Origin of the sequence: Lelliottia amnigena, assembly GCF_019047465.1 — a bacterium.
GTDB lineage: Bacteria > Pseudomonadota > Gammaproteobacteria > Enterobacterales > Enterobacteriaceae > Enterobacter > Enterobacter amnigenus.
Map to the genome: position 1 here is coordinate 3204315 of NZ_CP077236.1, position 26755 is coordinate 3231069.

General features: G+C 49.9%; 30 protein-coding genes and 2 pseudogenes. 21 read left to right on the forward strand and 11 right to left on the reverse strand.

Features of this window, described 5'->3' with window-relative positions; translation table 11 throughout:
• The first annotated feature begins 41 nt into the window (after positions 1 to 41).
• The 4 genes from gsiC (at position 42) to I6L74_RS14995 (ending at position 3645) form a co-directional block, all read left to right on the forward strand.
• The gene (gene gsiC / locus I6L74_RS14980; RefSeq protein ID WP_059178537.1) at positions 42 to 962 is read left to right on the forward strand and encodes a glutathione ABC transporter permease GsiC; all 921 of its coding nucleotides are present in this window, start codon (positions 42 to 44) and stop codon (positions 960 to 962) included.
• Positions 963 to 1874: a glutathione ABC transporter permease GsiD gene (gene gsiD / locus I6L74_RS14985; RefSeq protein ID WP_059178536.1), complete on the forward strand. Its 912-nt coding sequence runs from the start codon at positions 963 to 965 to the stop codon at positions 1872 to 1874.
• A 162-nt stretch (positions 1875 to 2036) separates the two neighbouring features.
• Complete coding sequence (gene bssR / locus I6L74_RS14990; protein WP_059178535.1) at positions 2037 to 2420, forward strand: biofilm formation regulator BssR; 384 nt, start codon at positions 2037 to 2039, stop codon at positions 2418 to 2420.
• A gap of 106 nt (positions 2421 to 2526) precedes the next feature.
• On the forward strand, positions 2527 to 3645 hold the full coding sequence (locus I6L74_RS14995; protein WP_059178534.1) for a PQQ-dependent sugar dehydrogenase: 1119 nt from the start codon (positions 2527 to 2529) through the stop codon (positions 3643 to 3645).
• Here the strand turns inward: I6L74_RS14995 and I6L74_RS15000 are convergent, their stop codons facing one another.
• Entirely contained in the window at positions 3646 to 4272 is a 627-nt protein-coding gene (locus tag I6L74_RS15000; protein ID WP_059178533.1) for a glutathione S-transferase family protein, read from the reverse strand. It abuts the gene before it with no gap.
• Positions 4273 to 4528: 256 nt separating this feature from the next.
• Between I6L74_RS15000 and dacC the strand changes: the two genes are divergently transcribed.
• Complete coding sequence (gene dacC, locus I6L74_RS15005; protein WP_059178742.1) at positions 4529 to 5734, forward strand: serine-type D-Ala-D-Ala carboxypeptidase; 1206 nt, start codon at positions 4529 to 4531, stop codon at positions 5732 to 5734.
• Between the two features lie 84 nt (positions 5735 to 5818).
• On the opposite strand, the gene deoR is transcribed toward dacC, so the two are convergent.
• The 3 genes from deoR to I6L74_RS15020 all read right to left on the reverse strand — a co-directional run bounded on the left by deoR (position 5819) and on the right by I6L74_RS15020 (position 7987).
• On the reverse strand, positions 5819 to 6577 hold the full coding sequence (gene deoR, locus I6L74_RS15010; protein ID WP_059178532.1) for a DNA-binding transcriptional repressor DeoR: 759 nt from the start codon (positions 6575 to 6577) through the stop codon (positions 5819 to 5821).
• Positions 6578 to 6642: 65 nt separating this feature from the next.
• A complete protein-coding gene (ybjG, locus tag I6L74_RS15015; RefSeq protein ID WP_059178741.1) occupies positions 6643 to 7251 on the reverse strand; it encodes an undecaprenyl-diphosphate phosphatase in 609 nt (202 codons plus the stop codon).
• Positions 7252 to 7258: 7 nt separating this feature from the next.
• Positions 7259 to 7987 carry a phosphatase PAP2 family protein gene (locus I6L74_RS15020; protein WP_059178531.1) on the reverse strand — a complete coding sequence of 243 codons (729 nt, stop codon included), beginning with the start codon at positions 7985 to 7987 and terminating at the stop codon, positions 7259 to 7261.
• Positions 7988 to 8153: 166 nt separating this feature from the next.
• Here I6L74_RS15020 and I6L74_RS15025 point away from each other — a divergent pair, with 166 nt between their 5' ends.
• The gene (locus I6L74_RS15025; RefSeq protein WP_059178530.1) at positions 8154 to 9389 is read left to right on the forward strand and encodes an MFS transporter; all 1236 of its coding nucleotides are present in this window, start codon (positions 8154 to 8156) and stop codon (positions 9387 to 9389) included.
• 47 nt (positions 9390 to 9436) lie between these two features.
• Here I6L74_RS15025 and I6L74_RS15030 read toward each other — a convergent pair whose 3' ends face one another.
• Both I6L74_RS15030 and I6L74_RS15035 read right to left on the reverse strand, forming a co-directional pair.
• Complete coding sequence (locus tag I6L74_RS15030) at positions 9437 to 10249, reverse strand: Cof-type HAD-IIB family hydrolase (protein ID WP_059178529.1); 813 nt, start codon at positions 10247 to 10249, stop codon at positions 9437 to 9439.
• A complete protein-coding gene (locus I6L74_RS15035) occupies positions 10239 to 11453 on the reverse strand; it encodes an MFS transporter (protein ID WP_059178528.1) in 1215 nt (404 codons plus the stop codon). The genes I6L74_RS15030 and I6L74_RS15035 overlap by 11 nt, the downstream gene beginning before the upstream one ends.
• A gap of 81 nt (positions 11454 to 11534) precedes the next feature.
• Between I6L74_RS15035 and I6L74_RS15040 the strand changes: the two genes are divergently transcribed.
• A complete protein-coding gene (locus I6L74_RS15040) occupies positions 11535 to 12083 on the forward strand; it encodes a TetR/AcrR family transcriptional regulator (RefSeq protein WP_059178527.1) in 549 nt (182 codons plus the stop codon).
• Positions 12084 to 12964: 881 nt separating this feature from the next.
• On the opposite strand, the gene I6L74_RS15045 is transcribed toward I6L74_RS15040, so the two are convergent.
• The 4 genes from I6L74_RS15045 to I6L74_RS15055 all read right to left on the reverse strand — a co-directional run bounded on the left by I6L74_RS15045 (position 12965) and on the right by I6L74_RS15055 (position 16245).
• Positions 12965 to 14017, reverse strand: a complete 1053-nt coding sequence (locus I6L74_RS15045; RefSeq protein ID WP_059178526.1) for a phage integrase — start codon at positions 14015 to 14017, stop codon at positions 12965 to 12967.
• Between the two features lie 83 nt (positions 14018 to 14100).
• Positions 14101 to 15462 (reverse strand): KAP family P-loop NTPase fold protein, encoded by a 1362-nt coding sequence (locus I6L74_RS15050; RefSeq protein ID WP_059178525.1) that lies wholly within the window; start codon positions 15460 to 15462, stop codon positions 14101 to 14103.
• 10 nt (positions 15463 to 15472) lie between these two features.
• Positions 15473 to 15658 carry a YdcA family protein gene (locus I6L74_RS21455; protein WP_072241801.1) on the reverse strand — a complete coding sequence of 62 codons (186 nt, stop codon included), beginning with the start codon at positions 15656 to 15658 and terminating at the stop codon, positions 15473 to 15475.
• 17 nt (positions 15659 to 15675) lie between these two features.
• On the reverse strand, positions 15676 to 16245 hold the full coding sequence (locus tag I6L74_RS15055) for a phage repressor protein CI (protein ID WP_059178524.1): 570 nt from the start codon (positions 16243 to 16245) through the stop codon (positions 15676 to 15678).
• Positions 16246 to 16370: 125 nt separating this feature from the next.
• Between I6L74_RS15055 and I6L74_RS15060 the strand changes: the two genes are divergently transcribed.
• The 9 genes from I6L74_RS15060 (at position 16371) to I6L74_RS15100 (ending at position 22700) form a co-directional block, all read left to right on the forward strand.
• On the forward strand, positions 16371 to 16592 hold the full coding sequence (locus I6L74_RS15060; RefSeq protein ID WP_004223867.1) for a hypothetical protein: 222 nt from the start codon (positions 16371 to 16373) through the stop codon (positions 16590 to 16592).
• 32 nt (positions 16593 to 16624) lie between these two features.
• Complete coding sequence (locus I6L74_RS15065; protein WP_059178523.1) at positions 16625 to 17134, forward strand: phage regulatory CII family protein; 510 nt, start codon at positions 16625 to 16627, stop codon at positions 17132 to 17134.
• A 7-nt stretch (positions 17135 to 17141) separates the two neighbouring features.
• On the forward strand, positions 17142 to 17342 hold the full coding sequence (locus I6L74_RS15070) for a phage filamentation protein Fil family protein (RefSeq protein ID WP_072241800.1): 201 nt from the start codon (positions 17142 to 17144) through the stop codon (positions 17340 to 17342).
• Positions 17306 to 17647, forward strand: coding sequence for a DUF5347 domain-containing protein (locus tag I6L74_RS15075; RefSeq protein WP_059178522.1), 342 nt, complete (start codon positions 17306 to 17308; stop codon positions 17645 to 17647). Before I6L74_RS15070 ends, I6L74_RS15075 begins: the two co-directional genes overlap by 37 nt.
• A gap of 67 nt (positions 17648 to 17714) precedes the next feature.
• Complete coding sequence (locus I6L74_RS15080; protein WP_059178521.1) at positions 17715 to 17951, forward strand: DUF2732 family protein; 237 nt, start codon at positions 17715 to 17717, stop codon at positions 17949 to 17951.
• Positions 17951 to 18178 (forward strand): TraR/DksA family transcriptional regulator, encoded by a 228-nt coding sequence (locus tag I6L74_RS15085; RefSeq protein WP_059178520.1) that lies wholly within the window; start codon positions 17951 to 17953, stop codon positions 18176 to 18178. The genes I6L74_RS15080 and I6L74_RS15085 overlap by 1 nt, the downstream gene beginning before the upstream one ends.
• A gap of 19 nt (positions 18179 to 18197) precedes the next feature.
• Positions 18198 to 20579 (forward strand): replication endonuclease, encoded by a 2382-nt coding sequence (locus I6L74_RS15090; RefSeq protein WP_059178519.1) that lies wholly within the window; start codon positions 18198 to 18200, stop codon positions 20577 to 20579.
• Between the two features lie 602 nt (positions 20580 to 21181).
• Complete coding sequence (locus I6L74_RS15095) at positions 21182 to 21997, forward strand: hypothetical protein (protein ID WP_059178517.1); 816 nt, start codon at positions 21182 to 21184, stop codon at positions 21995 to 21997.
• A 1-nt stretch (position 21998) separates the two neighbouring features.
• Positions 21999 to 22700, forward strand: coding sequence for a hypothetical protein (locus I6L74_RS15100; protein WP_059178516.1), 702 nt, complete (start codon positions 21999 to 22001; stop codon positions 22698 to 22700).
• Between the two features lie 65 nt (positions 22701 to 22765).
• On the opposite strand, the pseudogene I6L74_RS15105 reads toward I6L74_RS15100, so the two are convergent.
• Positions 22766 to 23470 (reverse strand): annotated as a pseudogene (locus tag I6L74_RS15105) (phage portal protein); the annotation flags it as partial.
• Here I6L74_RS15105 and I6L74_RS21465 point away from each other — a divergent pair.
• The 5 genes and pseudogenes from I6L74_RS21465 to I6L74_RS15125 form a co-directional block, all read left to right on the forward strand.
• Positions 23471 to 23617 (forward strand): annotated as a pseudogene (locus tag I6L74_RS21465) (phage tail protein); the annotation flags it as partial.
• A gap of 10 nt (positions 23618 to 23627) precedes the next feature.
• Complete coding sequence (locus I6L74_RS15110; RefSeq protein ID WP_059178515.1) at positions 23628 to 24053, forward strand: phage virion morphogenesis protein; 426 nt, start codon at positions 23628 to 23630, stop codon at positions 24051 to 24053.
• Positions 24054 to 24226: 173 nt separating this feature from the next.
• Complete coding sequence (locus I6L74_RS15115) at positions 24227 to 25126, forward strand: hypothetical protein (RefSeq protein WP_059178514.1); 900 nt, start codon at positions 24227 to 24229, stop codon at positions 25124 to 25126.
• Complete coding sequence (locus tag I6L74_RS15120; RefSeq protein WP_059178513.1) at positions 25123 to 25467, forward strand: hypothetical protein; 345 nt, start codon at positions 25123 to 25125, stop codon at positions 25465 to 25467. The genes I6L74_RS15115 and I6L74_RS15120 overlap by 4 nt, the downstream gene beginning before the upstream one ends.
• Positions 25468 to 25638: 171 nt before the next feature.
• A complete protein-coding gene (locus I6L74_RS15125) occupies positions 25639 to 26751 on the forward strand; it encodes a phage tail sheath protein (RefSeq protein WP_059178512.1) in 1113 nt (370 codons plus the stop codon).
• The last annotated feature ends 4 nt before the right edge of the window (positions 26752 to 26755 follow it).

The following is a 26755-nucleotide window of genomic DNA, read 5'->3' on the forward strand; positions in this document are numbered from 1 at the left end:
CATTCCCGCAGGCGACGGCGCGCGGGATGAGAGGGAAAGGCATGCTGAATTATGTGTTTAAACGCCTGCTGGGGTTGATTCCAACGCTACTGATCGTGGCGGTGCTGGTGTTTTTGTTTGTCCATATGCTGCCGGGCGATCCGGCACGATTGATTGCCGGGCCAGAGGCGGACGCAACGGTTATTGAGATGGTGCGCAAGCAGCTGGGTCTCGATCAACCGCTGTATGTCCAGTTCTGGCATTACATCACCAACGTTTTACAGGGCGATTTTGGCACGTCAATGGTGTCGCGTCGTCCGGTGTCCGAAGAAATTGCCAGCCGCTTTATGCCGACGTTTTGGCTCACCATCGCCAGTATGCTGTGGGCCATGGTGTTTGGTCTTGCGGCGGGCATTATTGCTGCCGTATGGCGTAATCGCTGGCCGGATAAGCTCGGCATGGCGCTGGCCGTGACGGGAATTTCCTTTCCGGCATTTGCGCTGGGCATGCTGTTGATGCAGATTTTCTCGGTGGAGCTGGGCTGGTTACCTACGGTGGGGGCGGACACCTGGAAGCACTACATTCTGCCATCGGTTACGCTGGGCGCTGCCGTGTCCGCCGTGATGGCGCGATTTACTCGCGCCTCGTTCGTGGATGTGCTGAGTGAAGATTACATGCGGACCGCGCGCGCCAAAGGCGTGAGCGAAAAGTGGGTCATCCTTAAGCATGGTCTGCGCAATGCGATGATCCCGGTCGTCACGATGATGGGCCTGCAGTTTGGCTTTTTGCTGGGCGGCTCGATTGTGGTCGAAAAGGTGTTCAACTGGCCGGGGCTGGGTCGCTTGCTGGTCGATTCAGTCGACATGCGCGACTATCCGGTGATTCAGGCAGAAGTCCTGCTGTTTTCACTGGAGTTTATTCTTATCAATTTAGTGGTGGACGTGCTGTACGCCGCCATTAACCCGGCAATCAGGTACAAGTAAATGAGATTGTTACACTGGCGCCGTCAGGCCATGCTAAACGCGATGCCGGGGATAAAACCGGACCATATCCGCACGCCGTGGCTGGAGTTCTGGCGGCGATTTCGTCGTCAGCCTGTGGCAATGACCGCCGGGCTATTCGTTTTGCTGTTGATCGTCGTGGCGATTCTGGCGCCCTGGATCACCCCATATGATGCGGAAAATTATTTCGATTACGACCGTCTGAATGACGGCCCGTCAATGATGCACTGGTTTGGCGTAGATTCCCTTGGGCGCGATATTTTTAGTCGCGTGCTGGTGGGCGCGCAGATTTCGCTGGCGGCGGGCGTTTTCGCCGTGCTGATCGGCGCTGCGATAGGCACGGTGCTGGGACTGCTGGCGGGGTATTACGAAGGCTGGTGGGATCGCATTATCATGCGCATCTGCGATGTGCTGTTCGCCTTCCCAGGTATTTTGCTGGCGATTGCGGTGGTAGCGATAATGGGCAACGGCATGGCAAATGTGATCATCGCCGTGGCGGTGTTTTCCATCCCGGCGTTTGCGCGTCTGGTGCGCGGCAATACGTTGGTGCTCAAGCAGCAGACGTTTATCGAGTCGGCGCGCAGCATCGGTGCCAGCGACGCGACCATTCTCTTCAACCACATTTTGCCCGGCACCGTGTCATCCATTGTGGTCTACTTCACGATGCGAATTGGCGTGTCGATTATCTCGGCGGCGAGTCTGTCTTTCCTGGGGTTGGGCGCACAGCCCCCGACGCCGGAATGGGGTGCAATGCTGAATGAAGCGAGGGCCGATATGGTCATTGCGCCCCACGTTGCGCTCTTCCCGAGCATGGCCATTTTCCTCACGGTGCTGGCGTTTAACCTGCTGGGCGATGGACTGCGTGATGCGCTGGACCCCCGAATCAAAGGCTAAGCGCAGGGAGGCTTTTCCCTGTGCCAGAAAAAGCATCAGCACGGAATTTTTAACATTGTAAAAGATGTTAACCGGTTACCATTTATTGATCTCAGGCAGTGATCTGTACAAAAAATGAACTTATGCTTTCTTTGCACAATGGCTGATTAGGGAGGGAATAGCATGTCCGTTGACAGACTGAAACGCGATCTGCTGAACAAGCTGATCAATGCCCGAATTGACCTTGCAGCTTATCTGCAGTTAAGGGTGGCAAAAGGGTATATGTCAGTCAGCGAAAGCGACCATCTGCGCGAAAATTGTTTTGAACTGTGCGCCTACATGCGTAAACAAGCGCCAATCCTGAGGGATCACTACGATGCGGATGAGCAACGCATCCTCTGTCGCGCGGCAGACGCGCTTTCTAAAGCCGCCGTCTGTTTGATGACCGGGCACCATGATTGCCCAACGTTTGTAGCCGTCAGCGCAGATAAGCTTGAACACTGCCTGACAACACTCACTCTCTGCATTATGTGCCTGAAAGAGCACACTCCGCTCCAACAGCACTGAGCCACGGGGGAGGCAACTCCCCCTTCTGATTAAGCTTTTGTAAAAACGCTAACGCGCCTGCGCTGCCTGGCTAATCTTTATGCCATACGTCGAAAAGGAGTGCGTTATGCGTCGATCTTCGCTTATTTCTTTGTCTTTCTTATTGATATCCACGTCGCTGATGGCTGCGCCCGCAGCGGTTAAGGTCGATATTCTCCAGACAAAATTGGATCACCCCTGGTCGCTGGCTTTTTTACCCAATAATCAGGGAATGCTGATCACGCTAAAAGGCGGACAGCTTAAGCACTGGCAGGCGGGTAAAGGGCTATCCGATCCGATTGTGGGTATTCCAAAAGTGTGGGACAGCGGGCAGGGTGGGCTTTTCGACGTTGTTCTCGCACCCGATTTTGAACAATCTCGCCGCATCTGGCTGAGCTATGCTGAAGTCGGAAATGACGGCAAAGCGGGTACGGCGGTGGGCTATGGCCGTCTTAGCGATGACCTGTCGCGCATAGAATCCTTCCAGGTGGTGTTCCGCCAGATGCCAAAACTGTCCACCGGCAACCACTTCGGTGGGCGATTGGTGTTTGATGGTAAGGGCTATCTGTTTATCGGCTTGGGGGAAAACAACCAGCGTCCGACGGCGCAGGATCTGGATAAACTGCAGGGCAAAGTGGTGCGTCTGACCGATCAGGGTAAAGTGCCAGCCGACAACCCGTTTGTTGATAAAGCCGGTGCGCGGCCGGAAATCTGGTCCTACGGCATTCGTAATCCGCAGGGGATGGCGATGAATCCCTGGAGCGATGCGCTGTGGCTGAATGAACACGGCCCGCGCGGCGGCGATGAAATTAATATCCCGGAAAAAGGCAAAAATTACGGCTGGCCGCTGGCGACACACGGCATCAACTACAGCGGCCTGAAGATCCCGGAAGCGACAGGCGAGCACCACGACGGCACCGAGCCGCCGCTGTTTGTCTGGAAGAAATCGCCGGCAGTCAGTGGGATGGCGTTCTACAACAGCGAGGTGTTCCCGCAGTGGAAAAACAAGCTGTTTATCGGCGCGCTGAAAGAGAAAGACGTGATCGTGCTGAGCGTGAACGGCGACAAGGTGACGGAAGACGGCAGGATTCTGGGCGATAAAGGCTCGCGTATCCGCGATGTCCGCGTTGGCCCGGATGGATATTTATATGTCCTGACAGATGAATCAGACGGGCAACTGTGGAAAGTCAGCCCGTCCAAACAGTGATTAGCTGACGGGTATCATCACCACATTCTGATACGCCGGGCGCTCGCTGAGCTGTTTCAGCCAGCGCTCGAGATTCGGGCGCGGCGCCCAGGTCAGGCCAATCTGGGTCAGGTTCCAGACGAACGGTGCCACCGCAATATCACCCACGCCGAAGTTTTCCCCGGAGAACCACGGTTTGTCGGCCAGTTCAGCATCCATCATCGCGAAAAGCGTTTCGCAGGTGGCTTGTGCCGCGTGAATAGCGGGATAATCGCGGTCGGATTCAGCCGTTCTGACCAGCCCCATCAGGATCACACGGTGGACAGGCGAGAACGTCTGGTTCGCCCAGTCCATCCATTTTTCACCCTGAGCACGCTGCGCGGGGGCGTCGACCCACAGGCGATTTTGACCGTACTGGGCCGCCAGGTAACGCACGATCGCATTAGATTCCCACAGCGTTAAATCCGTTTCATCGTCACGTAACAGCGGCACCAGGCCATTCGGATTCATCGCCAGATACTCGGCGTCTTTATTCACGCCAAACTGCAAACCGGCCATCACCAGGTTAAACGGTAAATCCAGCTCTTCCAGCGTCCAGAGGACTTTCTTGACGTTAGTCGAATTGTTCCTGCCCCACAGCGTAATCATACTGACTCCTGAAATCATCAAACCATCGGTTTTGTGAATGAAATCTAACGAATTCCATGGTGAGATAAACCCAACAATTACGCAACAGGTGACAAAAAAATCGTCTCTATCAAAGCGTATCTGAATGTTATTGCGTAAACTTTAAAAACTTTACCTCGTTTAGGTTTCTTTGAACGCATTTGTGCGCTATTACTCATCGCTTCTTGCGACACGGTGATGTGACGTGATTTTTAGAATGGACACTCGGGTGGCATTTATGACGCAACTAACTTCTTCTCTGCGCGGCCTGGCAGCAGGCTCTGCGCTACTATTTTTGTTCTCTCCAACACTGTATGCAGCTGAACAAGCCGCGCCTGAAGCGCCTCCGGTTGACGCTCGCGCGTGGATTTTGATGGATTACGCCAGCGGTAAAGTGCTGGCGGAAGGCAACGCGGACGAACAGCTCGATCCGGCGAGTTTGACCAAAATCATGACCAGCTATGTGGTGGGCCAGGCGCTAAAAGCAGGCAAAATCAAGCTCGACGATATGGTCACCATCGGCAAAGATGCCTGGGCCACCGGCAACCCGGCGCTGCGCGGATCGTCCGTTATGTTCCTGAAACCGGGCGATCAGGTGTCCGTTTCCGATCTGAATAAAGGCGTAATCATTCAGTCAGGCAATGATGCCTGCATCGCGCTGGCCGATTATGTGGCGGGCAGTCAGGATTCATTCATTGGCTTGATGAATGGTTACGCGCAAAGACTGGGCCTGACCAAAACCACGTTCAAAACCGTTCACGGTTTGGATGCGCCAGGGCAATTCAGTACCGCGCGTGATATGGCGTTGCTCGGCAAGGCGCTGATTCACGATGTGCCAGAAGAGTACGCCATTCACAAAGAGAAAGAGTTTACCTTCAACAAGATTCGTCAGCCGAACCGCAACCGCCTGTTGTGGAGCAGCAACGTAAACGTGGACGGTATGAAAACCGGCACCACGGCGGGGGCGGGTTATAACCTTGTGGCCTCGGCAACGCAGGGCGATATGCGCCTGATCTCCGTGGTGCTGGGGACTAAAACGGATCGTATCCGCTTCAACGAATCAGAAAAACTGCTGACCTGGGGCTTCCGCTTCTTCGAAACCGTCACGCCGATCAAGCCGGATGCGACGTTTATCAGCCAGCGCGTGTGGTTTGGCGATAAGAGTGAAGTCAATCTGGGCGCGGGTGAAGCCGGTTCAGTGACCATTCCGCGCGGACAGCTGAAAAACCTGAAAGCCAGCTACACCTTGACGGACCCGCAGCTTACCGCACCGCTGAAAAAGGGCCAGGTGGTCGGGACAATCGACTTCCAGCTAAACGGTAAATCCATCGAGCAGCGTCCGCTGATTGTGATGCAAGCGGTGGAAGAGGGCGGCTTCATTAGCCGGATGTGGGATTTCGTCCTGATGAAATTCCACCAGTGGTTCGGGAGCTGGTTCTCCTAGATAAATGCAAAACGGCAACCTTCGGGTTGCCGTTTTAGTATTTGCGCTTTCTCCAACAGTGAGAGCTGGGATGCGGGTATCAGCCTAATAGATCAGCTTAATTTGATGCTCTTTTGCATGGTCTACCAGGTCATCATCCGGGCGGCAGTCGCTGACAATCGCATCAAACCGCGACAGTTCGCCCATTCTTGCCGAGCGCACTTTCCCGAACTTACTGTGATCCACCACCAGCACATGATACTGCGCGGCATTCATCGCCCAATGCTTCACCGTCAGCTCTTCGAGATTAAAACAGGTTGCACCCTGGCGTACGCTCACGCCCGCCGCCGAATAAAAGGCGATTTCCGGACACAGGTTGCTAAGCGTATCCTGCAGATTCAGCGGCTTGAAAATCGCGTTGCTGGCGTGGAATTCCCCGCCACAAAGAATCACCCGGCACTCGGGCTTTTCCTGTAAGGCCAGAAAAGTGTTTAGCGAATAACAGACGCCGGTAAACGGCAGTTCATTATCGATGGCTTCGATAATCCAGGGCGTGGTGGTACCACAATCAAAAAACAAGGTTTGATGCGGCTGGACTAACGACGCGGCCTGACGCGCGGCTTTGCGTTTTTCTTCGACCAGACGGGTTTTTTGATCGTTAATCAGATAGTGGCTACCGCTGCGAGGTTCGAGAACGATATACCCGCCGAGCAGCACCACGGGGGCACTTTCGCTGTTCAGATCGCGACGAATGGTCATCTCAGAGACGCCAAGCAACGTCGCGGCTTCTTTGAGATGCAGCTTATCGCTGCGCTTCAGCGCCTGCAGTAGCTGGGCAATGCGGTCGTCGCGTCGTGTTTCCATAGGTCCTCAGGATCAAAAGTGAACCCCGCAACGCGGGGGCTCAAGTGTAACCTGTCGCACCGGGATTAGTCACGTACCCAGCCTTTGCGGATAGGCAGGGCAAAGCAGATGCGGTAGACCTGCTGGAGTCCGCGATAGAGCTGAGGACCAAAAAGCTTCCAGAGGATTTGCGCACTCAGGCAGCCAATCATACCCACCAGCAGACCGCCGAGCATATCCAGCGGCCAGTGAACGCCCAGATAGATGCGTGACCAGGCGATCGCGATCGCGATGCCCATCAGTACCACGCCAGACCAGACGCGATGCCAGAACAGGAAAGCCAGCGCGAAGGTGAAGATCACCGTGCCGTGATCGCTTGGGAAAGAATCATCCGCCGAATGATGCAGGAAATTGGAGCCAATATGGTCGACAAACGGCCGATCGTGCGGGAACAGATGTCCCAGCATCCACGATGCCGTCATGCTGACAGCAAGTGCCATGGCGACTTTTATCACCAGTTGACGCTGCGCGCTGACCTGTTTACGCGGCCCCCATAGCCAGAGGATCACCACCAGCGCCGGGACAATGTTAATCAGATCTTTGGCGATAAATTTGGCGAAGACAATCATCCACTCTGGCGAGGCCGGGGTGGCATTAATCAGATAAAACAGGCCTAAATTAAGATTCTCTAGCATTCCATCATCACTCTTTTGCAAACCAGGCTGAAACAAGGCCATAAGCCAAAACCTGAGAAAACCATACCCACCAACCTGCCCACAGGTTGTGAGAGAAAAAATGCGCGCCGCGCATTACCTGGCCATAGCCCATCAATAGCCCAGAGATCACGCCGAGTGCGACAAAACCCCAGGCCAGACGTGGACGCTCGCGCCAGAACGCAAAAAACAGTCCCATCACCATAAAGCCGCTGGACGCGTGCCCGCCGGGGAAACAACGGCCGGGGCCGCTATCAACCGGCGCACTGCCGAACAGGGGATACGAAACAGCCTTACCGCCGTACTCCACCAGATCCCATGGGCAGCTGTGATGGCTCATGCTTTTCAGGACGCCGACGACCAGGGTGCCGAGCCCCATCAATAACGCGCCCGTCACCAGCGGCGCGTTGCGACGATACGCGCCGTAAATCAGCGCGACGGCAGCCAACGCAATGGCGATGAACTTTGCCAGCCGGTGATTGAGTAAATCGAGCAAGTGGTTCTGTTGCAGCGGAAAACGGTGCGTTGCCGCGTCAAACCAAAAGCCCGTTATCCAGCGGTCCAGCATTTCGTCGCGCGAAAGCCAGGTAAACAGCACCGCCAGAACCCCTAGCGCCAAAAGCTGATAACCATAAAAGCGTGCCGGCAGACGGTAAAGCGGTTTTGTCTTAGTTGTCTGTGACTTAGATAATTCTGATGCGACAGGTAATGGGGCCATGATGACATTCGATGACGGGAAATAGGGTTATCATAGGGGGGGCAACTTAAGGAAACCTTAAACGACAGCGATATGTGCTGTATTTCTGTTTATCTTCAATAATTCACTATCTCGATACCGGCCAATTCATTAAAATCATCGCGATTTTTCATCATAAAGAGACCGCATGTTAAACCGTTCTTCTTCTTCCGGTCATCGTCTGGGTCGTCAGGCGTTACTGTTCCCGCTGTGTCTGGTGCTTTACGAATTCTCGACCTATATCGCTAACGATATGATCCAGCCCGGTATGCTGGCGGTGGTCGCGCAATATAACGCTGGAATCGAGTGGGTACCCACATCGATGACCGCCTATCTGGCGGGGGGCATGTTTTTGCAGTGGTTGCTGGGACCGCTGTCGGACCGTATTGGCCGCCGTCCGGTGATGCTGACGGGTGTGGTGTGGTTTATCGTCACCTGCCTCGCCATTTTGCTGGCGCAAACGATCGAACAATTCATGGTGCTGCGCTTTTTGCAGGGCGTGAGCCTCTGCTTTATCGGTGCCGTGGGGTATGCCGCCATCCAGGAGTCATTTGAAGAGGCGGTGTGCATCAAAATTACCGCGTTGATGGCGAACGTGGCGCTGATAGCACCGCTACTCGGCCCGCTGGTGGGCGCGGCCTGGGTACACGTAGCGCCTTGGGAAGGGATGTTTATCCTTTTCGCGCTGTTAGCGGCGATTTCCTGGTACGGCCTGCATCGCGCAATGCCAGAAACCGCAACCCGACTGGGCGAAAAATTGTCGCTCAAAGAGTTAGGCCGCGATTATAAAGAAGTATTGAAAAACGTCCGCTTCGTGGCGGGCGCGCTGGCAACCGGATTTGTCAGCCTGCCGCTGCTGGCATGGATTGCGCAGTCGCCGGTGATTATTATCAGCGGTGAGAAACTCAGCAGCTATGAATATGGCCTGTTGCAGGTGCCGATTTTTGGCGCGCTCATTATCGGTAATCTGGTGCTTGCCCGTCTGACGTCACGCCGCTCCGTGCGCTCGCTGATCATTCTGGGCGGCTGGCCGATTGCAGGCGGTTTGATTCTCGCCGCCGTCGCCACGGTGGTCTCTTCACATGCTTATTTGTGGATGACCGCTGGCCTGAGTATTTATGCGTTTGGGATTGGGCTTGCCAACGCAGGCCTGGTGCGCCTGACGCTGTTTGCCAGCGAGATGAGTAAAGGAACGGTGTCGGCCGCGATGGGCATGCTGCAGATGCTGATTTTTACCGTCGGGATCGAAGTCAGCAAACATGCTTACATTATTGGCGGTAACGGCCTGTTCAGTCTGTTTAATCTGGCGAACGGCGTACTGTGGGTGGGGCTGATGGTGATATTCTTGAAAAATAAACGCGTCGGCAATGCGTTACAGCCGTAACAGTGTGAACAGCCCGGCCAGCGCAGCAACGCGACCGGGCTAAGCCTTTAGTTAAACGGCGCTTCTTTGGTTAACACTTTCTCGATGACGTCCAGCACGCCTTCGTCATTATTGTGCGGTGCCTCAAAACGCGCGACGGCTTTGATATGCGCTTTGGCATTCGCCATCGCAAAGCTAAAGCCAGACTGACGCAGCATTTCGACGTCGTTGCCGCTGTCACCGAAGGCCACCACTTCGTTGTCCTCAATGCCCCAACGCTTCTGCAAAATACGCAAACCGTTCGCTTTGTGCACACCCGGAATTATCAAATCGATATTGCCGTGCCCGGTCGTGACCGGCACCATAATATCGCTGAGTTCCGCATGAATCATGGCCTGAATGCGTGGGATTTCACTGTCCGTCAGGTTCAGCCCAAACTTAAAAAAGATGTCGTTCAGATTATCGAAATTCTCGACCATTTCGAGACGGTGGTAATATTTCGCCGCCATCTCTTTGAGGGAATCGTCATACGATTTCAGGGTATAAGCGCTGTTTTTCCCGCAGGCGATGACTTCCACTTCGGGCAGTGAACAGAGAAAGCGCGCGACGGTATCAAACTGCGTTTTGGTCAGCTCGCCGTTGAACACATCTTCACGGGCATTCACCACCCAGCCGCCATTTTCCGCGACAAAGGCAATTTCATGCGCAATGTCGGGGAAGAAAGAGATCAGCTGATAATATTGATTCCCGCTGGCAACCACGAAGCGAATACCTTGCTGTTTCATGCGTTCATATTGCGCCAGAAAGCGTTCACGATTGTAAGTTTTGGCGTCGCTTAAAAAGGTGCCATCCATGTCGACTGCGATTAACTTAACGCTCATATCCCTTCTCCATAGCTGAGTCTTGCGAATCCGGTTTGGCGACCGCTTTGGCCACCAGCGCGGCAACGATCACTAACGCTAACACCACCAGCATGGCGCTGCGCAACCCGTAATGTTCACCGAGGAAACCGAGCAGCGGCGGACCGACCAGGAAGGCCAAATAGCCCGTCGTCGCCACCACGCTGACACGTGTCGGCGCATCCGGGCCAGTGTCGCTGGCAGCGGAAATAGTCAGCGGGAATCCAAGCGATGCGCCTGCGCCCCATAAAATTACCGATACGCCTGCTATCCAGTCCACGTCAACAAAGATAATCAACGCGATGCCTAGCGCACCCATTAATGCACTCGCGCGAACCACGGCCACGCGGCTGTAGCGATCGATAAACCAGCCGCCGGTAAAGCGCCCGACGGTCATACCGAGGGTGAATCCAGCGTAAATAAGCGAGCCGGAGGTCGGGCTAAAGCCATGACCGTCGACCATCAATAGCGGGAGCCAGTCGTTAGCGGAGCCTTCGGCAAAGGCCATCGCCAGAACCACGACACCAATCAGCATCAACTGCCTGTCGCGATAAAACGGCAAACCTTTCACCACCGATTTTTGCTCTTCCGCGGTATTTTTACCGGTGCCATCAGGTATCGCGGTGATCCCAGTGAGAATAGGGATAATGCAGACCAATGCCGCCAGTAGAATATGTAAGTTCGCCGCGACGCCGAACGCCGTCAGCGCCATACCCACGCCTGCGCCTGCCAGCGTGCCGAGGCTATAAAAGCCATGCATCATTGGCAGCACGGTTTTATCCATTTCGCGTTCAACGGCGGCACCTTCAACGTTAATCGCCACTTCTGCCGCGCCAAAACTGCCACCAAATACCGTCAGGCCGAGGGCAAACATCAGCGGCGAGGCAAACCATAGCGCTACGCTCAGAAACACCATTCCCAGTACCGCGCAGCACATGGTGGTGCGGATGACGGTGCGTGTACCAAAGCGCTTAACCAGCCACGCAGAGCAGAGAATGCCGCTCATTGAACCAATCGACAGGCCAAACAGCACGATGCCCATTTCTGCGGTCGATACCGTCAAAATGTCGCGAATTGCGGGCGTGCGCGTGGCCCAGGATGCCATCAGCAATCCAGGAATAAAGAAGAACATAAAGAGCGCCCACATGCGTCGCTGCAGGGCCTTGCGTGGAGAGGTTAAGGTCATTCGAATCACACCAGAAGCATAACAATAGCGACAACACTAGCAAGTTTGTGTACATTTGTACACAAACGGAAAGAGGAATTTATGAGCAGACGACCGAACGATCCACAGCGCCGGGAAAGAATTCTTCAGGCTACTCTGGAGACCATTGCAGAGCATGGGATAGATGCCGTCACGCACCGTAAAATCGCCACCTGTGCGGGGGTGCCGCTAGGGTCGATGACCTATTATTTCGACGGTATGGATTCACTGCTGGAAGAGGCGTTCACGCGTTTTACCTGTCATATGTCACAGCAATATTGCGACTTTTTTGCGGGCGTCACCGGGCCGGAAATGGCCTGTGAATCCATTACCACGCTGATCCACAGTTCTGAAGTGACCACGCCACCTAATATGGAGCTAATGTATCAACTTTACGCGCTGATGAGCCGCAAGCCTGCGTTGAAAAAGGTGATGCAGGACTGGATGCAAACCAGTCAGTCGACGCTTGAGCAGTGGTTTGATCCGGTGACTGCACGTGCCCTGGATGCCTTTATCGAAGGGATGACGCTGCATTTTGTGACGGACAGGCAGCCGCTCTCGCGAGACGATATTCGACGGATGGTGGGACGGATTGCTGGTGAGCATTGCTGAAAGAGATACGAGGATGTGATTGCTTATTGCTTCCTGATTCTGTTAGGCATTCGTCACGCTTTTCAGGCTTTATCTCTCTGGAGTGCCCTTTAAAACCAGATATTTTTTACATTGATATGAATATAAGTGATTGCTTTTAATTATATAAATAACTGTAAGACGTAGGCGCTCAAATATCCGCTCGGATTGAGTTTCAGGTCAGATATGAAATTTTTGGTTTACTGATGATAACCAGCAGCGGCTGGAGAAAGTAAGTATCGATGTGGTTGTGAATGGAGAGGCTATGAATTTCAGGCAACAAAAAACCCATTTATGTAAACGGGTTGGTAAAAACAATGACTTGCAAGATAATCAATAAGTTAGGTTAGTGGTAAGGAGTGGCGATTACGGGGTAATGCCAACCGCTGCCGCCACTTTGTCGCCACTTTAATTCATTCACGCCATGCTCTTTCACTTCTGTTGCTTAACTACATTCTCCGTCACAAGCATCTCCAAAAGAGAACCTGCCTAATACTGCTTCTGGCTGCTAGGATTTTGCGGATCACTTCTGGATATTAGGCATATGAGTAAAAGTGGCGGGACTACCGTCATGTGCAAGGAGTGGACTTTAAAAATGCCTATTTTTATTAATCATTTGTAAGAAAGTCAGGGGGCTACTGTCATCTTAAAACATCCCACACTATGTATAACGTTGCGAATACGAAAAGGATACTAAAAAAGTAAGGCCAAAATTTAAGTATGATCCATCCGATACCGCACACCAGGCCAACACCAAGAACCATTTCTATTAAGGGATTGATCCACATAACAACCTCTATTAATTGCCTTACAAGCTTGTTATGAATGATTGCTTAAAGTTAGTCTAACCGCACTTATTTCCCCTACCTAGCAAGGAGCCTGTTATTAGCTTCGTTAGGTGCTGTTGGCATCGTTGCTAACGGATTGAAGCGAACGGCTGTTTCTAGATGGTCAGAGGCCAAGTGGGCATAGCGCATGGTCATTTTGATATCGTGATGCCCCAGGATTTTCTGAAGCGCAAGAATGTTTCCGCCCGACATCATAAAGTGTGCCGCAAATGTATGGCGCAGGACGTGGGTAAGCTGTCCGCGTGGAAGGACGATGGAAGTTTTGTCCATTACCGACAAAAACTGGAAGTAGCAGTCAGTAAAGAACTTGAAACCGTCTAGGGCAGTTATTTCCTCGTACAGCTCTTTGCTGATCGGGATACTCCTATTCTTCTTGCCTTTGGTTCTGACGAAAGTAATCCGGTATTTGGTGACCTGGGAGCGCGTGAGGTTTACAGCTTCCCGCCAGCGCGCACCTGTGCTCAGGCAGATTTTAACAACAAGAGCGAGAAGGGGACTTTGGCGATTACAGTCGTATAAAAGCTCGGTGATCTGTTCATGCGTCAGCCAGGCCATTTCCTTTTCAGCAATGGTGAACTTGCGCATATTCTCCAGGGGGTTCGGTGCTGCCCATTCTCCGAGTCGGGCCAGCTCGCTAAAAACGCCACTCAGATAGCTTTGCTCGAGGTTGATTGTTACCGGGCTGGCACCTTTCTTCCACTTCTCACTGAAATAGATTTCACCCGTCAGGCGTTTGTCCCGGTAATGCGCGAACAATTTCGAGCTGAGATCAGTAGCATTTGGGTTTCCGAGTGCATCGACCATCAGGACAAGTTTATCGTAAACATGCTCGCCAGCGGTCAGGGATTTGCCATGCAGTTTGAACCAGAGTTCAACAACGTCTTTCAGAGTTCGACGGTCTACCGATTCACCCAGCCAGGGCTTAGCCTCCGCCTCATCCATCGTGTGACGCTCAAAGGCCAGTGCTTCTCCTTTGGTGGCGAACTGCTTACGCACGCGGCGCCCAGCACGTCCGGCGGGGTAGCATTCGCAAATCCATTTTCCTGTGTCGAGTTTTCGTACTGCCATAAAAAAGCCCTCATGTCTGAGGGCTAAATTTAACTGTATGTTTGAACAGTGGTCAATGTATGTTTTGAAAATAATAAACTTATCTATTGCATCAAAAATGCTTTTATTGCTTGTTTGAAAATTAAGCTTGGCTCACTAAATCCACTAGCATCTTTTAGAAATTGATAGTCGCTAATATCTACCCATTCTTTTTTTATTTCTTGATTGGGGGGATTAAGGGGGGATATTATCGAGATATGTTTATAGGTTATCCCAAACAATGCACGTTCAAAGTTATGAACTTTGTATTTATCAGCGCCGTAATCAAATTTAGTAACACCAAATACATTAACTAATGGTTCAGGAGCTATATTATCGTCAAGATATGACAAAGCAATATCTCTACCAAAGCAATAAAGAATCACAGCTAAGGTTCTATAAAAGCAATAACCTATTTGTTTTTCTTTGCTAATCCCATTGCCAGTAAATAATTGATATATCTCAACATACCTAGCTAACGTTTCTACCTCGCGCAATGAAATTCTTTTACATTTAATAAACTGTTCAAAAAAAGCACCACATCTTTCATTAGCTAATATTAAACTTTCGGATTGGCTACAAATTTTTTGCCAGTGATACACAGATGTCAGAACGTCGTCATGACCATTTACTTTAAAGGTTATAGGTAAACTAAATGTAAATCTTACAAATTTATCAAGGTATTGCTCTGAGTTAACAGATGAACCATAAATGTGATTTATTGATGCTTTTAATTGTGAGGTATTTGCCACTAATAGGAAGTTGAGATTAGAAACATCGAATACATGTTTTATATTTTCAATTATAGAAAGCGCAAAGCTTGGTTTACATCTATCCAGCTCATCTACAATGATGGTTATTTTTTTATCTGAAGTAAGTTCGGACAATACCTGCTTGAGTGCAAATATGTTTTTTTGTGCTTCAATATGATCGTCCAATAATGCTTCTACTGTTCCGTCTATGGCTGAATTGGCAGCATCCTTGATTGCATCTTCCAACCCTTCAGCGATGTCACTAGCGTTCTGCTTTAATATCCAACCAGTTCCTGCTTTGAACACAGTTTTAAGTCCAAATCTGATTGCTGGAAGAGCTTTTGAAATCAATTCTTTTTTATCATCATTTGGAAATAAAGTTACTATTGCAGCCATGATAGTGAGTATTGGAGCATCATTATGATCTTCAGCGAATGCATCAATATATATTACTTTGTGAGTGTCATTTTTGTTGTTAATTAACGTTGCTAATTTTTTAGAAAATTCAGTTTTACCTGTTCCCCAACCACCATCAATTACAATAGGGGATATGTTTATTGGTGATTCCAGTAATGTTACTATTTTTTCAGCTATGATCTTTCTGTTATACTCGTCTCGAGTGTCAAAATTTAATTCTAATTCTAATTCTAATTCTAATTCTAATTCTTGGCTCATTTTTAATCCCTTAATTTTTTGAGCATGTTTTCTTTGATTTACTTATGGTTCCATCATTACACACAAACTTCCCATCAGATGAGCAATGTGAAACACCACCTTTTTTTCCTGAACATGGATAATTCTTTGCAAAACTAGTAATAGGTATAATTACACACAAGAAAATAAGTAGGCTTTTTATTGTTCTGAATAACATATTTATCTCCTTGTAAATTAATTTACATAATTCACTATTGTGCTTCTAATTTTTCCGATGATATCAATTTCATCTATTTTGCATTCAAAGGAACTGCTGCCACCCTCGACATTTAGACGGTGTCCTGGCAGCCGAGTCAGTTTCCTGATAGCAACTTCGCCGTCGATACCTACGATCCACTTACCATCACGCACGTCTCCATAATCCCTATCGCAGATAAACTCTGATGTGCCATCGATCACAACAAAAGGTTTTTTCAGTTTTTCAGGTAAAAAGTTGTTATCGAAAACGTAGAAGCCATCAGGGAGTAGTTTTCCGCTAGATAAAATATTCCTTTCAACCTCTTTCGTGTTTTCTTTATGTGAACTTTTCTGTGAGCCTTGCCCAGTTGTGAGCCAGTTTAGCGATGTACCAGTCTCAAGTGCACATTGAATAACCCATTCCGCAGGGAATGAATCACGCATGTAGCGTGTTGCAAGGGTGCTTTTCGAAATCCCCAAATGGTCGCACAAAGCTTGTCTTGTCTTGAAACCATAGGCTTCTACCATACGCTCTATGGCACCACGACCGCCTTTTTCCAGATTCATGGTCACTCCAAGTGAACTTTTATCTTGACGATTTCATGATGTGATCGTATGTTTGTTGTGTTCACAAAATACAAACGATCAGTATTCATCCTGATTAATCATTGCTAAACGAGGAATGTTGCATCATGAGACCTAACATTTCAATCACTCTCATCACCCCCCATGTCACTATCGAAAGATATAGTGAACTCACTGGGTTATCTATCGACACCATCAACGACATGCTTGCAGATGGGCGGTTGCTTCGTCATCGCCTACGCAAGGACAAAAAGCGTGAAAAAGTGATGATTAACATTGCTGCGATGACGGTCGATGCCCTGTCTGATTGCAACGTGACTATCAACTAGTTCCATTTTGAGACTTCACGGAGCAACTGACTATGTTTGACTATCGCATATCAAAACATCCCCATTTCAATGAAGCCTGCCGGACCTTCGCGCTGCGCCACAATATGGCGAAGCTGGCAGAACGTGTAGGTATGAACGTTCAAACCCTGCGCAATAAGCTCAACCCTGAACAACCGCATCAGCTCACTGCGCCAGATATCTGGCTGCTGACCGATCTCACCGAAGACTCAACGTTGGTTGATGGATTTCTGGCGCAGATCCATTGCCTGCCATGTGTACCAACCAATGAAGTAGCACGGGAGAAAATGCCTCAGTACGTCCTGAAAGCCACCTCTGAGATCGGTCGTGTCGCCGCTTGCGCAATATCTGGCGTTCAGATGAATGCGACTACTCGCCGTCAGGTTGTCGAAAGCGTCAACTCCGTTACTCGGCTGATGGCACTTACCGCGATTTCACTGCAGGCGCGGCTACAGGCTAACCCTGCAATGGCAAGTGTCGTCGATACCGTAACGGGCCTTGGCTCATCATTCGGTCTGAGCTGAGGTGTTTATGTTGAGAAACGAACCTTCATTTGCGTCGCTTCTCGTTAAGCAAAGCCCGGCAATGCACTGCGGCCACGGCTGGATTATCGGGAAGGATGGTAAGCGCTGGCATCCGTGCCGCTCGCAGGATGCGCTTTTGGCTGACCTGTCCACTATAAAACAGGGGAAACCATGGCTATTGAAGGCCCTGCGGCGACTGTTCCACTGAGTACCGGTCAGCGTCTGAATGGACTGAACCATATCGCGGAGCTGAGAGCAAAGGTATTTGGCCTGAATATTGAGCGCGAACTGGAACGGTTTATTCATGATATGCGCGATCTCCGCGACATAAATCATAGACAGAATGAGAGGGCATTAGCCGCCATATTCTTCATGGCAAAAATTCCGGCAGAACGTCACAGCGTCAATATTAATGAGCTGACCACTGACGAAACGCGGGAGCTGATTAAAGCAATGAATCATTTTCGGGCAGTGGTGAGCTTATTTCCCAAACGGCTAACCATGCCGAATTAACTCAAAACAGAAATTAATGGCGTAAACCCGCCGGGCATTCTTTTGCCCAAATTCAGGAGAATTGATTATGCGAAATAGTGAAACCCTTACCACCAAAATCGGACCAGATGATGCCGGTTTGTTCCAGTTGTTTAACGAGACTCGCCTGGATGAGCGTAAAAACTGCGCCTTTGCCGTTTCCATCCGCATGGAGGCACTGGCAATCCACATCCTTAAAGAGGGAATGAACGGACTGGAAGCGGCAGAACTACTGCGCCGTGAAGTTGCCCGTTATGAAGCTGAATCACGCGGGGACTGGCACTGATGGCTGATTCCATGGATCTCGTACAGCAGCGCGTCGAAGAAAACCTGCAGCGCCATATTCAGAACGCCCGTGCCAGAAAACCAGGCACTGCTCGCGTTCTTTGCATCGACTGTGACGCGCCAATTCCAACTGCTCGCAGACAAGCTATCCCTGGCGTGCAGTGCTGCGTGACGTGTCAGGAAATTGCTGAGCTGAAAGGGAAGCACTACACCCGAGGGGCGCTGTGAGCTTCGGAGCCTGTCAGTGATGCCTGAATTAACAAAAGATAAAGGCGGCCCGACTGAGGCCGCCGGTGTTTTCCCATGGAATGCCCCAAAAAAAGCAGTAAACCCCTATTTGGACCCGGCGGAAGTTGCGCCGGTGTCTGCGCTTTTAAAACTGATCACTCTCTACGCTGCGGATAACGAGCAGGAACAACTGCACCGCGAGGCCATGAGTGATGAGGTCTGGGAACGCTATTTCTTCAATGAATCTCGCGATCCTGTTCAGCGTGAAATGGAACAGGACCAGCTCATCAGCCGCGCCAAAATGGCGCGCGAGCAGCAGCTCTTTAATCCCGACTTAGTCATTCTGGCTAACGTCAACGCCGAACCCGCCCACGTCAGTAAACCTCTGCTGGAAAGGATTAAGTTCTTCCAGGGGCTGGGGAGGCCGAAAGCATATTCCCGCTATCTGCGCGAAACCATCAAGCCGTGTCTTGAGCGACTGAACCGTGTACGTGAAAGTCAGGTGTCTGCCTCGTTCCGGTTTATGGCGAGTCATGAAGGGCTGGAGGGGCTGCTGGTTTTGCCTGAGATGAGTCAGGAGCAGGTCAAGCGCCTGTCCACGCTGGTTTCGGCGCATATGAGTATGTGTCTAGATGCTGCCTGCAGCGATCTGTTTGTGACTGATGACGTGAAGCCTGAGCAAATCCGCCAGTCATGGGAAAAAGTAGCGGCAGAGGCTATGCGTCTTGATGTCATTCCGCCTGCCTTTGAACAGCTGCGCCGCAAGAAACGCCGCCGCAAGCCCGTGCCCTATGACCTGATTCCGGGTTCGCTGGCGCGGATGCTGTGTGCCGACTGGTGGTATCGCAAACTGTGGCAGACGCGCTGCGAGTGGCGGGAGGAACAGCTGCGTGCCGTTTGCCTGGTCAACAAGAAAGCCTCCCCGTATGTCAGCTATGAAGCCGTGATCCACAAACGCGAGCAGCGCCGTAAATCGTTGGAGTTTTTCCAATCGCACGAGCTGGTGAATGCCGATGGTGACACGCTGGATATGGAAGACGTGGTGAACGCCAGCAGCAGCAACCCGGCGCACCGTCGTAATGAAATGATGGCCTGTGTGAAAGGTCTGGAGCTGATCGCCGAGATGCGCGGCGACTGTGCCGTGTTCTATACCATCACCTGCCCGTCGCGCTTCCACGCAACCCTCAACAATGGCAGGCCCAATCCGAAGTGGACTAACGAAACTGTGCGGCAGAGTAGTGACTACCTGGTTGATACCTTTGCCGCATTCCGCAAGGCCATGCATAAGGCCGGGCTGCGCTGGTATGGGGTGCGCGTTGCTGAGCCGCATCACGACGGCACCGTGCACTGGCATCTGCTGTGCTTTATGCGCAAAAAAGACCGCCGCACGCTCACTGCGCTGCTGCGTAAATTTGCCATTCGCGAGGATCGCACCGAGCTGGGCAACAACACCGGCCCGCGCTTCAAGTCTGAACTCATCAACCCGCGCAAAGGCACGCCGACCAGCTACATCGCCAAATACATCAGTAAGAACATCGACGGGCGTGGACTGGCAAAAGAGATCAGCAAAGAAACCGGCAAATCACTGCGCGACAGTGCCGAGCACGTCAGTGCCTGGGCATCCCTTCACCGCGTCCAGCAGTTCCGTTTCTTCGGCATTCCTGGGCGTCAGGCATACCGTGAACTGCGCCTGCTGGCCGGGCAGGCCTCGAGAGCGCAGGGTGACAAAAAAGCCGGTGCGCCGGTGCTGGAAAATCCGCGACTGGATGCCGTGCTGGCGGCCGCTGATGTGGGCTGTTTTGCGACCTACATCATGAAGCAGGGCGGCGTGCTGGTTCCCCGCAAAAATCACCTTATCAGAACGGCATACGAGCTTAACGACGAGCCGGGCACCTACGGCGATCACGGCATCCGAATCTATGGCATCTGGTCCCCGATTGTTGAGGGCCGGATCTGCACGCACGCGATGAAGTGGAAAATGGTTCGTAAAGCCATTGACGTTCAGGAGGCGGCAGCCGACCAGGGCGCTTGCGCCCCTTGGACTCGTGGCAATAACTGTCCCCCTGTTGAAAAAATGTACCAGACAGGGGGCGAATCATCAGGTAACGAAGAACCGGCAGCGCTGCCGGACTTCGAGAATATGAGTAAAAAGGAACTGCGTGAGCTTACGGCGAGGCTGCGGCTGGTAAAACCGAAGCGTCGGAAAGGGTACAAACAGGAAATTACGGAACACCAACGACTGCAGCTCGACGCAGAACTGCGGTCCAGAGGCTTTGACGCCAGCGAAACGGAAGTGGATCTCCTTCTGCGTGGTGGCAGCCTGCCATCTGGAGCCGGGTTGCGGCTGTTCTATCGGAACCAGCGACTACAGGAGGATGACAAATGGCGTCAGTGGTACTGAAAAAGTCACGATTGAGGTTATCTATTAATCAAAGGGTTAGCTGAGTAAAAAACCATTTCAGCTTTAAATACATATGTTGTACTGTATATATAAACAGTAATAAGGGGAGGGAGTTGTGAACGATTTGTTCATTGAGTCACTTGCATTGCAGCGGATAGAACTTATGGCCCGGCTGGTCGCCAGCTCAGATTGTAGCGATGACGACAAGGAGGTTGCGATCTCGTGGCTGTCGGAGCTGACGAGCGATCTGGTTACCAGGCTAAATGAATACGGAGTAAGGCAGGATGAAAGCACGCATTAGTGATTTTGCACCGTGGGAAACTCCCTCCCGTACGGCATTCAGCGGCATGACGATATTGTGCATGTCTATGGTGCATGGATTCGCATGATCCAAATAGGATCGCAACGGGTCGGGGCCGCCGGAACTGGCGCGCTCTCCGGCCCGTCATGCACCTGCATGAAAACCACTACACAAAGCGGGCAGGCGTGGCGGGGATACGAGCGCGCGCCAGCTCACTATTTTGGTTTAAGTATTTGAACTTTAACCATTGATAGTGGTAATAATCTGAGAAGGATAACAATAGAATAAAAGGTAACGTATTGTGAATATTAATTTTGATATTGTAATTAACAGCGATGATCATCAGGTCGATATGGACTACGGATTGAAGACTTTAGCTGGGACGTCAAGAGTTGTATCAACACTCGCTGAAGCAATTCTCAAACAAGAAGTTTCTGAAAGAAGAACAAGTGTAAATGATATTAGAACTCAGCTGAAACAAAGCTTTAAAAGCTCTTATGGGCAAAATTTTTGTATCGAAATTAATGATCCAGTACTTAAAAGAAAGTTAAAAAAGATGGGGAATGATGTTTTTTGTGAGGTGATGTCATATTTCATCTCAGAATCATTATTCCTTGAACCTAATAAGTTAAGTGCAAGTGCATTAGGAGTTGTTGCTGAATTGGAAAATGTTGAGGATAAACTCCTTGAAGTTCTTCGGCGCGCTCTGGTCGATATGCACAAAATAACTACTATGAGCAGTTTCAATGTAGAATTGAACCACAAACCTAGGGGGGATAAAACTCGAATCGCTATGCTAACCCCTAAAACAGCACAGCATATTACTGAAACTGAAGAAGGAAAGCGTGAATATCAAATTACTGTTATCTTTACCCGATTTAACTCAATGACAGGTAATGGCCGGTTAATAGTTCAAGGTGATGATCAGACGACAGCTTTTGGTTTAGCAAAAGGATTGAAATATGTTCCTTTAGACTTTAAGAAGAAAATCACTGAAAATCTTCATAGAAATAATGGGTTATCCAAAGATAAATGGGATTTTATCACCTTAACAGTACATGACTTGAAGTTAGGAAGCGGCGAAGTTGTTAAGTATTTTATTCATGAGATATCTTAGAATGAAAAAGATTATTTATTTTAGCCTGTTTTTTATAGTTGTCGTCATACTTGCGTATGTCTACAACTTCAATACTGGCAAAGGTTTGTCTAAAAGCACTGAGGTTTGGGCGCAATTCGGTGATTACTTGGGAGGGGTTGTAAACCCTATACTAACCTTCTTATCCATAGTGCTCTTGATAAGATCTGTTAATCTACAAAGAGAGGCTAATTCAAGTCTCATTGTAGAAAATAAACGTCAAGAACATCTTGATTACTTGAAGAATTTCGAAGCTAGATTTTATAACCTTATTGATGCTCAACGTACTGCCTTCGATAAATTTAGATTAAGTAAAGCGGATGGGAGTGAAGTTAAGGGAGGTGAGGCTGTAAATTATCTTGAAGAACTTATTTTTTCTAAGAAAAATGAAGGCTTTTCACGAATTGACATCGCTAATGATATTAGCGAATGTGACGTTTCAGAATCAATTCACTCTTCAGCGAGACGCTTTTATCTTTTGCTTAAGTTGATCGATGAAAAGTTATCGGGGCAAGAAAAAAAAGAATATTACGAAGTGTTGATTAATTTGACTGATTTCCCATTGGTAAGATTAATGGTTTTGACGTTGTGTCTTTATGATTGGGATATTATTAACTACATAGATTCCAGTGGAGTTCTTGCAAAGGATGAATTGATTGAATATAAATCGCATTTTGAAATTTAAAATTATTTTGAATGGTTGTTGTGGCAAAGATAAGAGATGTAATCTCTTATCTTTTTAAAGAGATTCTATTGCTCTAAAGAGTAATGCCTAAAAGTAATTATTGCATCACCTAACCATATATTAAGTTCTTCAAGTCTTTTTTGCAGAGGAATTAACTCATTCCGCACAAACACATTCGCCGCCTTCTCCACATCCCCAAACCCCCCAACATTACTCGGCATGATCCCCATCATCTGCGGCGGAACGCGGTGTGCTGCCATCATGTCATCCCGGCTCACGTTCTTGATATTCAGAAACTCATCCTTAGCAGCTACCTCTGAAAGCGGGATGATTTGAATCCCGTCCTTTTTGCCGTTAGGCGAGTACATAAACAGGTTGCGGAAGTTGCCCGGCCCTTTGGCGCTTTTCATCGCCTGGCGGATGTTGTTCACGTCCTCCTGATTCTGTGCGGCATCGGTCATGTACATGATGAACCCTGCATGGCTGCCGTTGATGTAATACTTGCGGCGGAATAGCGTAGCGGACTCGTTCAGCAGGGCGGAAGGGATGGCTGACAGGTACTCCGGCAGGCCGTAAATCTCCTGGTTTAAATCCGGTTCCATCAGGTGAAAAATGCTGCCTTTTATGAACTCGTACGGTTGCGTGGTCATGCCGTACTGCACAAACCAGTAGGTATCCAGATCCACACCGCGCCGGGTGTATTTCGCCAGCGACGGCTCCAGCGACAGAATACCGCCCAGCCGGTTGGTGCGCTTCTCCAGATAGGCGTTATTCTGCGCAACGACGTGTGTGATATCAGCCTGAACCTGCAGCTGACCGAGCGCGTGCTGGTCAGCACCGACGGCGGGATCTCGACGGTTGAGGCGGAGCCGGAACCTGATGAGCCAGAAGAGATGTGGAGGGTGAAACGTGAATAATCTGCACAAGATGGACGAGTGGCTAGCGGCACTGCTGGCGAATCTGGAGCCTGCTGCACGTCAGCGCATGATGCGGGAACTGGCGCAGGAGGTGCGGCGGAATCAGCAAAATAATATTCGGCTACAGCGTAATCCTGACGGCAGTGGCTACGAGCCGCGAAAGGTCACGGCCCGGACTAAAAAGGGGCGCATCAAGCGGCAGATGTTTGCGAAGTTGCGCACGGCGAAATACCTGAAAACTGCCGCCAGCGCGGATTCAGCCAGCGTGCAGTTTACAGGGAAGGTGCAGCGCATTGCGCGGGTGCATCATTATGGCTTACGCGATCGTGTCAGACGTAAGGGGCCAGAGGTACGTTATGTTGAGAGAAAATTATTAGGTGTAAATAGTACAGTGAAGAACGAAGTGTACAATTTCTTGATTAATACGATTAAATAATCCTTACGAACTATTGAAATCCTCTTGTGCTCATCTATCTTATAAAAATGATAAAAAGGTTTTACTGCTTCTCATATAGTCAATGTAATGTTGATGAGAACATTGTTTTTATCTTTTAATAGGCGTCATTTTGTTATGTTGTTAATTTCACACAGCTTGCTCTGGAGTCGAATATGGCTAGATTTGCTTGTGCTGTTATCCCTATCCTTTTCCTTGTTGGGTGTGCTTCAAAAACTATAAATGATAGCAATAGTTTTGCGGATGCAGGGATTGTTTATTCCTCCTCAATGGATAAGTTTTTAGGTAAGGTAATTGGTTATACTACGGAGTATAGTAATTTTGCATTATTGCATTACAGAAAAGTCCCAATAAATCAAACGCCAGACAAGCTCTCAGCACAAATTAAATTTGAGGATGATAAAACTATAGCTGATATAAAAGATCTCGAAGCAATTAAAATTCGAGTTGCATTAAGTTCTGGGTATTTCACTTCATTGAAGAAAATTGCGAATGATGCGTCTGACAAAGAAATCACTGCTGAAGGGGCGTCTCTGGTAACGAAAATTGACTCAGGAAGTAAATTTCTTGGAACCAATGAGTTGAGTGCAGAGGATAAGAATTATATTGAACAAATTACATCAAATGCTTCCAAGATGTACAAGGCGGGTAAGATTAGTGCGTCATTAAAACAAGCTTCTCCAGATATAGCAACAGAATTAATCATCCATAAAAAAGTTCTTGCTGCATTTAGTGGTGTATATATAGGCGACTTGAAGGATTATTCTGATAATAATTATGTTAATAATGTAAAAGAGCCATATATAAAACATATGAAAAATATAAATGCAGAGTTATGGGGGGATGGTCGAAAAGAATGGATTACAACTCAATCCAAATTAGCTCATTTTGATATTGTGAAAACAGCCCCTGATAAAATGTTAGATTTACTCTATAAAACAACAAGTGGCGAGGGAGGGTCAGTTTCGGCATTGCGTGATCAGGCTGAAATTCAGCAGTTTGCTTCATTTGTCGATTCTCTAACTACAGATATCAATATGGGGGTTAAAAAATGACTGAGCAAGAACAACAGCTTATTCAATATACGGTGGATACTTTAAGATCTATAAGGAATAAATTTTATCAGTATTCTGATGCAGAATTGACATCTATGAGTTTAAAGGATCAGTCGTTATACAGTGATAATCTTACAAAATTAATTCAGGCTATTGCTGTGCTGGATCATGCTAACTATCAAGCCATTATCGATGAATTTTCAAGGAATACATCAAAACTGCAAGAGGCACTTGAAAGAAATAATGAGTTTTTAGATCAGACTAATAATGTGGTTCAGGTCGTTAGAGGTATTAATGAGTTTTTGGCTATAGTATTGCCAATAATTTTACTTCTTATTTGACCTAGCGGAATCATCTTTTACTGGTAGTGTTCCATACATTATTGTTGCCACTTGCACGATGGATACGAGTAAGTGGCACAGTTCATTGTGCACGTAACAGAACAATTCAGTTAAGTTGTCGCATATACGTGTAATAAACCAACATTCCCCCCATGAACGCTCACCCGACCCATTACCACGGTGAGCACCGCCATCGTGGGCATGGTCTGCACCGGCGATGATGCCGATGCGGCAATGTTTCCTCTCAACAAACCGGTTCTGCTAACCGACGTCCTGACCGCCAGCGGCAAGGCGGGCGAGTCCGGCACGCTGGCCCGTTCGCTCGATGCCATTGCTGACCAGGCCAAACCCGTCACCGTCGTGGTACGTGTCGCCCAGGGCGAAACTGAAGCGGAAACCACCTCTAACATCCTCGGCGGCGTCACCGCTGACGGCAAAAAAACAGGCATGAAAGCGCTGCTGTCGGCGCAGTCTCAGCTCGGCGTGAAACCGCGCATCCTTGGCGTGCCGGGGCATGACACGCAGGCCGTTGCCACTGAGCTGCTGAGTGTGGCGCAGAGTCTGCGCGGGTTTGCCTATCTGTCCGCCTATGGCTGCAAAACCGTGGAAGACGCCATTGCCTACCGCGCTAATTTCAGCCAGCGCGAGGGGATGCTGATCTGGCCTGACTTCATCAACTTTGACACCGTACTGAATGCCGACGCGACGGCGTACGCCTCCGCCCGTGCGCTTGGCCTGCGTGCCAAAATTGACGAGCAGATCGGCTGGCACAAAACGCTCTCCAACGTCGGCGTGAACGGCGTCACCGGGCTGTCCGCTGATGTGTTCTGGGATTTGCAGGACCCGGCAACCGATGCAGGGCTGCTTAACCAGAACGACGTCACCACGCTTATCCGCAAGGACGGTTTCCGCTTCTGGGGTTCCCGCTGCCTCAGTGACGATCCGCTGTTTGCCTTTGAGAACTACACCCGCACCGCGCAGGTGCTGGCGGACACCATCGCTGAAGCGCATATGTGGGCGGTGGACGGCGTGCTGAATCCGTCACTGGCCCGCGACATTATCGAAGGTATCCGTGCCAAATTGCGCAGCCTGAAAACGCAGGGCTACATCATCGGCGCGGACTGCTGGCTGGATGAGTCCGTGAACGATAAAGATTCCCTGAAAGCCGGGAAGCTCACCATCGACTACGACTACACGCCGGTGCCACCTCTGGAAAACCTGATGCTGCGCCAGCGCATCACCGATCAGTACCTGCTGGACTTCTCCAGCCAGGTCAGTGCGTAAGGGG